Raw genomic sequence first — 11,327 nt, forward strand, 5'->3', positions numbered from 1 at the left:
AGGCCACCCACGTTGGGCAGCCTAAACTAGACCAATTTAGCCTTAAAAATTCTATCAGTACCAGTTGACGAAGAGCCATATTAAGAAACTCTTGACAACTGCTAGGGAAAATTAATAACTTATGATAGAATAATTATAGGATTGTCAAAAATTTTTAGATTTGTGAAGGTGAAAAAATGAGTCGGATTTTGATTATTGAAGATGAAGAAAACCTTGCTCGGTTTGTTGAACTAGAATTAAAGCATGATGGTTATGAAACCGATGTTGAGTTAGATGGTCGAACAGGGCTAGAAGCAGCTTTAAATCAAGACTTTGATGTCATTTTGTTGGACCTCATGCTTCCTGAATTAAACGGGATTGAAGTTGCTCGGCGGGTCCGTGAAGTCAAGGACACACCGATTATCATTATGACGGCTCGAGATTCAGTTATTGATCGGGTTTCTGGGCTAGATCATGGAGCTGATGATTACATTGTTAAGCCATTTGCAATTGAAGAATTACTTGCCCGGGTACGGGCCTTGCTACGGCGAATCAATATTGAAGGCGGAGCAAATGGTGGTCACCAAACGACAGTTAACTACAAAGATTTAACGATCGAAAAGGAAAATCGAGTAGTTCGGCGGGGCGATGAAGTTATTAACCTTACCAAGCGGGAATATGAACTATTATTAATTTTAATGGAAAATATAAATGTTGTAATGTCACGGAAAGAACTGTTAAGTAAGGTTTGGGGCTACGACGCAAAAGTTGAAACTAACGTAGTTGACGTTTATGTTCGTTATCTTAGAAATAAGATTGACCGCCCTGGTGAAAAGAGCTATATCCAAACAGTTCGGGGAACTGGTTATGTAATTCGCTCGTAAGTGGGGCTTAATATGGAAAAAGAGCAGGCAAAGCCGAGGTTTGTTTCGCTTAAAGTTAAATGGGCGCTTGGAACAGCAATCGGGTCTTTGTTGATTTCGTTAATTGTGGTTACCGCTTTATTTAGTAGTTTTACCCAGGATTTATTAAACCAGGAACGGAAAAGTTTAAATGACAGTTTGGTTACCACTAGCCACCAACTGGGTGCGACAAATCGTGATGACATTACTACTCAACAGATCAATCACTTGCTACAGAAACGAATTAAATCTCAAACGGTAAATCAAGTACGGCAAAGTTATCAAGGACCAATTATTCAAGAGATTATCAATCCTCGAACTGAAGTTGCAATTTATAATCGCCAAAATCATTTGGTTTTTTCTACTGGAACTCTTTACCGGGCACCGGCAAAAGTTAAAACTAGTCAAATTCAGCTAGTTTCTGGTAAAAAACACAAGATTTTACTTGGCCGGGCGCCCATCTATAGCAAATCAACTAAGAAAGTAGTTGGTTATTTACAGATTGAAAATCATCTTACTAATTATTATCAAAGATATAACCGACTATTACTAATTAGTATTTTGGCGCTTACTTTGGTTGTGATCGCAAGTGGTTTGTTGGGTTATGGTTTGTCCTACTTGATTTTACGACCACTTGATGATATTCAATCGACGATCGTTGCAATTCGGGATGATCCTACCAAGAATCAACGAGTTCCTGAACTAAATCGCAATGATGAGTTAGCAGAGTTAAGTCAGATTTTTAATGCAATGTTAGACCGGATGCAACGTTATATTGACCAGCAATCACAATTTGTGGGAGATGTTTCTCATGAATTACGGACGCCGGTGGCAATTATTCAAGGCCACATGCAAATGTTACAGCGGTGGGGAAAAGATGATCCACAAGTTTTGGAAGAGTCCATCCCCGCTGTGATTGCGGAAACCAAACGGATGAATAGTTTGGTTCAAGAAATGCTAGATCTTTCTAGGGCTGAGCAAGTTGAACTTAATTTCCGGGATGCTACAACCCCGGTTCGCGATGTGGTTCATCAAGTTTACAACAATTTTAAGATGATCCATCCGGACTTTGAATTTATGTTAGATGATGATTTGCGTCATGATGAAGTTGTAAAAATTTACCGGGATCATCTTGAACAGATATTGATTATTTTGTGTGACAATGCCGTAAAATACTCTGGCGAGAGAAAGAAAATTCACCTTTCCTTGTCCCGAAATTTACGAGCAGTTGAAATTGGTGTCCAAGATTTTGGAGAGGGGATATCACCAGAAGAATTATCGAAGGTCTTTGATCGCTTCTATCGGGTAGACAAAGCGCGGAGTCGGAAGAAAGGTGGAAACGGCCTTGGACTTGCGATTGCCAAACGGTTAATTGAAGGTTACCACGGAACGATCACCGTTGAGAGTCAGCTAGGATCAGGATCGTTGTTCCGTTTGACGTTGCCAATTGTTGATGTCAAAAATAATAATGCTGAGAAAAACCAAGAACGTGAAAAATAAAAGCGAGTAAGAAAGGGGAGAAAAATTTTCCAACTTTCTTACTCGCTTTTTTGGTTTAAATAATGATTCCATTACAGTGGTCGATTTCGTGTTGAACAATTTCAGCAGCGAAGTTAGTTAAATTTAAACTTTGGGATTCACCAGTCAGATCAATGTAATGGACGGTGATCTTTTGATATCGAGTAGTTGAACGCTTACCAGTTAAGCTTAAACAGCCCTCTTCAGTTTGATAAGGCTGGCTTTTTTGCGTAATTTCGGGATTTAACATGGCAATATTAATTGGACCAAGGGAAACGGCGATGATCCGTTTATGCATTCCAATCATGTTAGCGGCCATGCCAACACATTCGACTTGATGAGCTTCTAAAGTATCAAGTAAATCTTGAGCTACTTGACGATCATCTATACTGGCAGGTTGACTCTTAACTTTTAGACTTTGGAGATTTTTGTTAATTGGTTTAATCATTTTTTCCTCCAGATGAAACAAAAGGGGCCGAAAAGAAAGTTTCTCTCAGCTCCTTAAAAATTAACATGATCAATTTTGTGATTTGTGATGTTGCTTACCAGCATTTCGTGGTCTTTTATTTTGAGATGGTTTAGTTTGCTTTAAGGCTTCGATGGCGGCCGTTGGCTTTTCTTCGGTAACTGGTTTTGCTTCAATGATTGGTTTAGCAGGCTTCTTAGGCTTATTAGCCATTTCAAGCTTGATTTGTTTCCGCAAACGTGGCCGATAAGCGTTAATTAAGATGGTTTGTAAGATTGCAAAGAGGCCCCCAATGAAGAAGTAGACCCCAAGTCCAGCGGAGGAGGTTAAACAAATTCCTCCAATCATGATGGGGCTCATTAATAACATCGCTCGCATTTGTTTCTTTTGTTCTTCTGCTACCCCAAGCATTGAAACCCAGGATTGAACCAGGTAAGCCAGGAAGGAAAGAACCGCTAAAATGATACTTGGTTTTCCAAGTGGAATACCCATAAAGGTTGCACTGGAGAGTTCGGGGGAATACCTGATTGCATTGTACAAGGCGGTAAAGATTGGTAATTGGATTAACAATGGTAAACAACCAATTCCCCCAGTCATAGAGATGTTGTTATCCTTGTAAAAAGACATCATCTCTTGAGCAATCGCAGCTTGTTCTTCTTGGGTTTTAGCTTTCTTTTGGCGGGCTTGCAAGGCCCGCATTTGTGGTTGAACCATCGCCATCCGTTCTTGCATCAAGGTCGATTTCTTCATTTGACTCATCATAACGGGTAACAAAATCATTCGAACGATGATTACGATCACGACGATTGACCACCCATAACTACCACCCATATATTGAGCAATAAATTCCATAAAGTGTTGCATTGGTTTTGCAAGGTAATCGTAAATCATTCCATAGGGCTTACCGTTTTTGACTCGCACACAACCGGAAAGTAAAACTAATAAGCTAGCTAGGGATAATAGAATCCCACCGCGCTTTAATTTTTTCATTGACTTTTTTCATCCTTTATTTTATTTTGTGTCACTAAAAAATAATGATACTCGATTTTTAGCCAAAATACCACCTAGACAGCTAATTCGTAATTTCAAAACTTGAAAAGTCAGCTAAATTTTGTTCCTTAACTTGAACTTTGGTAACCTTGGCATATGGGCTAGGACCAGCTTTAATGGCAAAGAGAAATTGGCGTAGAACCTTTGCAGGTCCTTGAGCAACAATTTCAACCCGACCATCATCAAGATTTCTGACTGTTCCCATTAAGCCGGCGTCCTTAGCGAGTTGCCAAGTGAAATAGCGAAAACCAACGCCCTGAACCCTTCCAGATACTAAGATCAAGTAATTTAACATCAAAACTCCTCCTTAAAAATGGTATAATATTGGTCTTGAGGTGATAATATGCGCGAACAACTAACATCAATTAAAAATCAACATGTTAAGAATTGGAAAAAACTAGCTACCAAACGGGGACGGGAAAAATTTAATGCTTACTTATTAGATGGTTGGCATTTAGTTGAAGAGGCATTAAAAAGTGATATTCATTTAACTGAACTAATTGGTACAGCTGAAGAACTAGCCACTCATGAAGATATTGTATCACGCTTTGATCAGGTCTATGAGGTAACCCCCATGATCTTAAAACACGTGATGGATACAGTGACTCCCCAAGGAATTGCCGCTGTTGCGGAATTGCCCGACCAACGGTTTAATGGCCAAGTCGATCTGAAAGGGGCTTGGTTAATGTTAGACCGGGTTCAAGATCCCGGAAATGTTGGAACAATGGTGCGAACAGCTGATGCAGCTGGTTTTGCCGGGGTAATTGTGAGCCACAAATCAGCTGACTTGTTTAATCCTAAAGTGGTTCGTTCCATGCAAGGAAGTCAGTTCCACTTAAAGCTGTATACTGGCGATTTGACTAAGTGGATTCAAGACTTTAAGGCACAAAAAATTCCTGTTTATGGGACTCAGTTAAACCCGAAGGCAAAGAGTTTCCGCACCGTTAATTCAGGTCGAAATTTTGCTTTAATAATGGGAAATGAGGGTCATGGGATGGCGGAAGAATTGTTAGCCCAAACGACCGCTAATTTGTATATCCCAATGAAAGGGGAAGCAGAATCCCTTAACGTTGCTATTTCAGCCGGGATTTTGATGTTTGAATTAAATCAACAAGCCCTGAATGAGTAAAAATTAAGACTAACTAAAAATAAGCAATCTGGTTTTATTTTTTTACTTAAATCGTGTAAAATAAACAATAACTAAATAGAAAAGGGGCAGTCTAGTGCATGAAAGCAAGGAATGAATGGCGCAACGATAAGGAATATGTGGCCCTTGTTGCAGATTTACTTCGACAACCAGCAGTGCAAAAGTTAGCGGATTATACGCAACACCACCACTCCGACCGCTTGCAACATTCGATTGCGGTTTCTTATGATAGTTACCGAATCGCCAAGCGGCTTCACTTAGATTACGTTAGTACGGCTCGCGCCGGGTTATTGCACGACCTGTTTTATTATGATTGGCGTACAACTAAATTTGATTTAGGCACTCATGCTTTTATTCACCCTCGGGTAGCATTACGAAATGCCGAAAAGCTAACACGGCTTAATTCAAAGGAAAGGGATATCATTTTAAAGCACATGTTTGGAGCCACTTTGGCAGTTCCAAAGTATGCTGAAAGTCTGATTGTTTCTTTAGTTGATGATTACGAGGCTGAACATGAATTTTTCAGCCCACTAAAAAAGAAACTTCACCAACGGATGAAAAAATATCGCCTAGCGAAGATAAATTAAAAAGGGAGGAGCGGAAAATGTTAAAGACTGTTATGACTACAGAAGATGATTTTAGTCTTTGTCCAAAGTTTACGAAGACTTTTTCAATCTTAGGGAAGAAATGGAACGGGATGATTATCGAAGTCTTGCTTCACGAGAAAACCCAACGTTTTAAGGATTTAGCTGGTCACATTCAAAAGTGCTCAGATCGAGTCCTTTGTGAACGGTTAAGGGAATTGGAACAAGAAGGAATTGTTGAACGCCGGACATACAAGGGGGGAAGCCGGATTGAATATGCCTTGACCCAGCGGGGAAAAGAATTATCACCGGTAATGGCCGCTGTTCATCATTGGTCAGATAAATGGTGTGATGAAGCTCTTGACCAAATGGAAAAGATTAGTTAGAATATTGACCAGTAAATTAAAGACGTTGAAGGAAACTAGTAACTTCTACAGTTGTTCAGGGAAACTTCACCAGTGACTGAAAGTGGAGTGCTGCTTATGGAGTGAATTTCATTTCTGGAGTTGGGATCATCCTCGGTTGATTACCGTTATCAATCATTGAGTGTATAGCATTGCTATAAACTAGGGTGGTACCGCGAAACCTCGTCCCTTGCCGGACGAGGTTTTTTGCTACCCTAAAAGGAGGAAATTATGGGCTTAAGAGAAAAGCTGGAAGAATTACGCCAACAAGGGATCCAAGAAATTAACGAAACCGAAGAACTAAGTAAAGTTAATGACATTCGGGTTAAGATGCTTGGAAAGAAAGGACCACTAACCGCTGTTTTGCGGGGGATGAAAGACCTCAGTAAAGAAGAACGGCCAAAGGTGGGGAAATTTGCTAATGAGATTCGGGATGAATTAACAAAGGCCATTGAAGTCAAGAAGGCTGAATTAACGGCTGCTCAGCTCAACGAAAAATTAGCAAAAGAAGCCATTGATGTCACCTTACCAGGGAAGCCAGTTATTCAAGGCCAACCACATGTGATCCAACAAATTATTGACCAATTAGTAGACTTGTTTGTTGGGATGGGTTATGAAGTCGCCGTTGGAGATGAGGTTGAACAAGAGGAATATAACTTTGAACGTTTGAACCTCCCAAAGGATCATCCGGCCCGGGATATGCAGGATACTTTCTATGTCACTCCATCCGTTTTGATGCGAACGCAAACTTCACCAATGCAGGCTCGGATGATGGAAAAGCATGACTTTTCAAAGGGACCTTTGAAGATGATTTCGCCAGGAAAAGTTTACCGGCGGGATACCGATGACGCCACTCACTCTCATCAATTCCACCAAGTTGAAGGACTGGTTTTGGGGGAACACGTTACGATGGCTGACCTAAAGGGAACTTTGGAAGTTGTTGCTAAGACCCTTTTTGGTGATCAATTAGAAGTTCGGCTACGGCCAAGTTACTTTCCATTCACAGAACCATCAGTGGAAGCTGATATTACTTGTTTCAACTGCCTTGGGAAGGGTTGTGCCATTTGTAAGCACACTGGTTGGATTGAGGTTCTCGGTGCTGGGATGGTTCATCCAAACGTCCTTAAGATGTCCGGAGTTGATCCAGATAAATATGGTGGCTTTGCCTTTGGGCTTGGTCCAGACCGATTTGCGATGATTAAGTACGGGGTTGAAGATATTCGGGATTTCTACCAAAATGACGTCCGTTTCTTAAACCAATTCAACCAGAAAGGATAAAGAAATGAAAGTATCATATCAATGGTTAAATCAATACTTACCGCTGCAAGAAAAGCATATTAAACCAGCAGACTTAGCGGAAAAGCTGGCCCGAACTTCGGTTGATATTAACGATGTTTACTCACCAATGGATGGTTTAAAAAAGCTTGTTGTGGGGGAAATTGTTTCCCTTGAACCCCATCCGGATTCTGATCATTTGAATGTTTGTCAAGTTAAGGTTAGTGATGATGAAACTTTACAAATTGTTTGTGGAGCACCAAATGTTCAAGCGGGGAAAAAGGTAATTGTTGCCTTAGTTGGGGCCCGGATTAAGGATAACGTTAAAATTAAACGGGGAAAGATTCGCGGGATTGAATCAAACGGGATGCTTTGTGCCTTGCAAGAAATCGGCTTTTCGGAAAAAATTGCGCCAAAGGCTTATGAAGCGGGAATTTGGTTTTTACCTGACGATGCTAAACCGGGTGATGATGTTTACCCATACTTAGGAATGGATGACACCATTATCGATACTGATTTAACACCTAACCGGGGAGATATGCTAAGTATCTTCGGAAACGTTAATGATCTCGCTGCAATTTATGACTTACCGAATGGCTTTAAAACTCACCAAGTTGAAGAGGATACTACTGAAAAAATTGAAGGCCAATTAGCAGTTAAAATTGATGATACCGCGATTGCCCCTGCCTATGAAATGCGGCTAATTAAGAATTTACACGTTGCTGAAAGTCCAATGTGGCTTCAAATTAAACTTTGGAATGCAGGAATTCGGCCAATTAATAACGTGGTTGACATTACTAATTACATTTTACTTAAGTATGGCCAACCCCTCCATGCCTTCGACTACAACAAATTACCAGATCATCAATTAACCGTTCGACATGCCAAGGATGGTGAACGATTGGTTACTTTAGACGGGGAGACGCGGGAATTAAAGGCCCATGACATCGTCATTTCTAGTGCTAATCAAGCCGTTGCCCTTGCTGGTACCATGGGTGGTGAATCTACAATGGTTGATGATCAAACCACATCAATTGCCTTAGAAGCAGGGATCTTTGATCCGGTGATGGTCCGGAAACAGGCGCGGCGGTTGGATTTACACTCTGAATCTTCAATGCGTTTTGAACGGGGGATTAATCCGGAAACCGTTAGTCAAGCCTTAGACGAAGCGGCATACTGGTTAAATCAATTAGCTGAGGGGTCTGTTGTGAGTGGCAGAATCGTAGCTGCTAAGCCCGTTGTGCAGGATCGAAAGATTGTGATTTCAGTTAAGCGGGTTAACCATGTCTTAGGAACAGCGTTATCAATGGCCAACATTGAATCAATCTTTGTTCGCCTTGATTTTGAAGTACGTTCCCTTGATCAAGACCAATTAGAGGTCAATGTTCCAGCTCGGCGTTGGGATATTGAATTACCAGCTGACCTGTATGAAGAAATCGCACGGTTATATGGTTACGATCAAATTCCTTCAACCTTACCATCAATGACGCGGACTGCCGGAGGGTTAAATGAACGGCAAACACGTTTACGGGCAAGTCGGCATGTGCTTGAAGGACTTGGCTTAACGCAAGCAATTTCGTATTCATTAACGACAGTTGAACAAGCTAAGCGGTTTGAAGTTGAACCTCAGCCAACTGAACCAATGATGCTAGATTACCCAATGAGTTCTGATCACGTTGCTACCCGGATGAGTATTGTAAGTGGACTATTACTTGATATTGCTTACAATCACGCGCGGAAGGTTGAAGATGTTGCCCTTTATGAACAAGGCCGGGTCTTCTTACCAGATGGAAACGAACGGCCAAAGGAAGAAGAACACGTTGCCGGGGCAGTCACGGGTTCAATGACCGCGCCAAATTGGGCAGTTAAGGGTACTCCAGTTGATTTCTTCGTGATTAAAGGGATTGTTGACACTTACCTTGCTAACATGGCAGTTGCTGGTAAGGTTGAATACGTTGCTGATAAAACACGGCCGGAACTCCATCCTGGTCGGACGGCAAAGATCCTTCTCGATGGTAAGGTAATTGGATTTGTTGGCCAAGTTCACCCAAGTCTTGCTAAGAAATATAAGATTCCGGAAACTTACGTCTTTGAGCTTAATTTGGAAGCTGTGCTTAGCGCCGATAAGCGAGATAAGCACTATGTCCACATTAGTAAGTACCCAGCCGTAACGCGGGACATTGCGCTCTTAGTTGATCAAAAAATTACCAACCAAGAAATTGTAGATGCAATTATGAGGAAGGGGGGCGCCTTCTTAAAGGACGTTCGCCTCTTTGATGTTTACCATGGGATCCACTTACCCGGTAACAAGAAGTCATTAGCCTATACCTTAACTTATCAAGCTAATGATACAACTTTGAAAGAAGAAGAAGTTAATGCGGCGTTCGATAAGGTTGTTAATTACTTACAAGCAACACTTAATGCTGAAATTCGTTAGTAGATAGAATGAGAGGAAAATAATGGACAATGATAAGCGGCCAATTGTAATTGGGGTGACTGGTGGTTCTGGAAGCGGTAAGACCACGGTTTCACAAGCAATTTATGATAACTTGAAGGGCCAATCAATTCAAATTATCAATCAAGATACTTACTACAATGACCAGGCTATGATGACAATGGAAGAACGGAAAGCGGTTAATTATGACCATCCACTTGCCTTTGACACTGACTTGTTGATTCAACAGTTGGATGCATTACGGCATAATCAATCCATTGAAATGCCGGTCTATGACTACAAAGAGTACACGCGGTCAGCTAAGACAGTTCATGTTGAACCCCAAGATGTCATTATTTTGGAAGGAATTTTGATTCTTGATGATGAACGCTTACGGGACTTGATGGATATCAAGGTATATGTTGACGCCGATGATGATATTCGGATTTTGCGGCGAATTCAACGGGATATGAAGGAACGTGGTCGGACGTTGGATTCAATTATTTCCCAATACTTAAAGACGGTTAAGCCAATGTATCACCAATTTATCGAACCGACGAAACGTTATGCTGATATCATTGTTCCCGAAGGTGGTCAAAACCATGTCGCCATCGATATTTTAACCACTAAGGTGCGCGATGTTTTAGCTAAGCGAGGGCATTTGACGATCAAATAAAAATATAAAGTTGCAATCTAGTTACTAACGTGATAATGTTTCACAGTATAATTTAGATGAAAGGATGTTGAGAAAATGGCAGAAGAAAAGAGCTTCCCGATGACGGAAGAGGGAAAGCATAAGCTCGAACAAGAATTAGAAGACCTTCGCTTAAAGCGGCGGCCAGAAGTTATTAACCGGATTAAAATCGCTCGGAGTTATGGGGACCTTTCTGAAAACTCTGAATACGAGTCTGCAAAGGATGAACAAGCCTTCGTTGAAGGGCGGATTAGCCAAATTGAAACCATGCTTCAATATGCGGTCATTATTGATAATGATGCGGTTGACAAGGATGAAGTCTCAATGGGTCGGGAAATTACTTTCCAAGAATTACCTGACGAGGAACCTGAAACTTACACGATTGTTGGGGAATCAGAATCTGATCCGATGAATGGAAAAATTTCAAACGAATCACCAATGGCAAAAGGTCTTTTGGGTCATAAAGTTGGTGAAGAAGTCGAAGTTGAAATTCCGTCAGGGACGATGAAGGTTAAGATTTTATCAGTTAAATAATAAGTTGAGCTTTCTGATAACATGCGGAGATGACAAGGAGAGGTTGGGAAAAAAGCTCCTTGACGGCCTGGTTGGGATAAGAAGGACGAAGGTTGATTCATTAGAATCGGCCTTTCGTTCGCACTTATCCGCTAAGGCCGTGCTTTTTGACCTTAGTTACTGAGTAACATTCGGAGATGACAAAGAGGGTGGGAAGAAACTTGAGTTTCTTCCCACCCTCTTTCCTACGATTAGTCAAGCGAAAAGTTATCGAAAATTAGCGTACACTAAACAAACCTGATCTAAATAAGAATTTAAAAATCAGGAAAAAGTGATATATTAAAGAAGAGGGTTAATCCTC

Annotated in this window: 12 protein-coding genes and 1 other annotated feature; of the genes, 9 read left to right on the forward strand and 3 right to left on the reverse strand. The window is 41.1% G+C overall.

Translation table 11 applies throughout. The annotated features are described in order from the left end of the window. Positions 1 to 176 precede the first annotated feature (176 nt). Both H5993_RS08345 and H5993_RS08350 read left to right on the forward strand, forming a co-directional pair. Positions 177 to 863: a response regulator transcription factor gene (locus H5993_RS08345; protein WP_204777006.1), complete on the forward strand. Its 687-nt coding sequence runs from the start codon at positions 177 to 179 to the stop codon at positions 861 to 863. Positions 864 to 875: 12 nt separating this feature from the next. Then, entirely contained in the window at positions 876 to 2,381 is a 1,506-nt protein-coding gene (locus H5993_RS08350; protein WP_204777007.1) for a HAMP domain-containing sensor histidine kinase, read from the forward strand. Between the two features lie 55 nt (positions 2,382 to 2,436). On the opposite strand, the gene H5993_RS08355 is transcribed toward H5993_RS08350, so the two are convergent. From H5993_RS08355 to H5993_RS08365, 3 genes are all read right to left on the reverse strand, one after another. Then, positions 2,437 to 2,847 (reverse strand): peptide deformylase, encoded by a 411-nt coding sequence (locus H5993_RS08355; RefSeq protein ID WP_204777008.1) that lies wholly within the window; start codon positions 2,845 to 2,847, stop codon positions 2,437 to 2,439. Between the two features lie 69 nt (positions 2,848 to 2,916). Next, positions 2,917 to 3,855, reverse strand: a complete 939-nt coding sequence (gene yidC / locus H5993_RS08360; RefSeq protein ID WP_204777009.1) for a membrane protein insertase YidC — start codon at positions 3,853 to 3,855, stop codon at positions 2,917 to 2,919. 82 nt (positions 3,856 to 3,937) lie between these two features. After that, positions 3,938 to 4,210, reverse strand: a complete 273-nt coding sequence (locus H5993_RS08365; RefSeq protein WP_204777010.1) for an acylphosphatase — start codon at positions 4,208 to 4,210, stop codon at positions 3,938 to 3,940. A gap of 48 nt (positions 4,211 to 4,258) precedes the next feature. On the opposite strand from H5993_RS08365, the gene H5993_RS08370 reads away from it, so the two are divergent. The 7 genes from H5993_RS08370 to greA all read left to right on the forward strand — a co-directional run bounded on the left by H5993_RS08370 (position 4,259) and on the right by greA (position 10,987). Beyond that, positions 4,259 to 5,044 (forward strand): TrmH family RNA methyltransferase, encoded by a 786-nt coding sequence (locus H5993_RS08370; RefSeq protein ID WP_204777011.1) that lies wholly within the window; start codon positions 4,259 to 4,261, stop codon positions 5,042 to 5,044. 98 nt (positions 5,045 to 5,142) lie between these two features. Further along, complete coding sequence (locus H5993_RS08375) at positions 5,143 to 5,649, forward strand: HD domain-containing protein (RefSeq protein ID WP_204777012.1); 507 nt, start codon at positions 5,143 to 5,145, stop codon at positions 5,647 to 5,649. A gap of 17 nt (positions 5,650 to 5,666) precedes the next feature. Continuing rightward, a complete protein-coding gene (locus H5993_RS08380; protein WP_204777013.1) occupies positions 5,667 to 6,032 on the forward strand; it encodes a winged helix-turn-helix transcriptional regulator in 366 nt (121 codons plus the stop codon). 16 nt (positions 6,033 to 6,048) lie between these two features. Further along, positions 6,049 to 6,244, forward strand: a binding site (T-box leader). Positions 6,245 to 6,281: 37 nt separating this feature from the next. After that, the gene (locus tag H5993_RS08385; RefSeq protein ID WP_204777014.1) at positions 6,282 to 7,328 is read left to right on the forward strand and encodes a phenylalanine--tRNA ligase subunit alpha; all 1,047 of its coding nucleotides are present in this window, start codon (positions 6,282 to 6,284) and stop codon (positions 7,326 to 7,328) included. 4 nt (positions 7,329 to 7,332) lie between these two features. Continuing rightward, positions 7,333 to 9,762 (forward strand): phenylalanine--tRNA ligase subunit beta, encoded by a 2,430-nt coding sequence (pheT, locus tag H5993_RS08390; protein ID WP_204777015.1) that lies wholly within the window; start codon positions 7,333 to 7,335, stop codon positions 9,760 to 9,762. 22 nt (positions 9,763 to 9,784) lie between these two features. Beyond that, complete coding sequence (gene udk, locus H5993_RS08395) at positions 9,785 to 10,435, forward strand: uridine kinase (protein ID WP_204777016.1); 651 nt, start codon at positions 9,785 to 9,787, stop codon at positions 10,433 to 10,435. Positions 10,436 to 10,510: 75 nt separating this feature from the next. Beyond that, entirely contained in the window at positions 10,511 to 10,987 is a 477-nt protein-coding gene (greA, locus tag H5993_RS08400; protein ID WP_180871823.1) for a transcription elongation factor GreA, read from the forward strand. Positions 10,988 to 11,327: the final 340 nt, after the last annotated feature.

This window comes from Limosilactobacillus alvi (genome assembly GCF_016900115.1).
In the GTDB taxonomy this organism is placed as follows: domain Bacteria; phylum Bacillota; class Bacilli; order Lactobacillales; family Lactobacillaceae; genus Limosilactobacillus; species Limosilactobacillus alvi.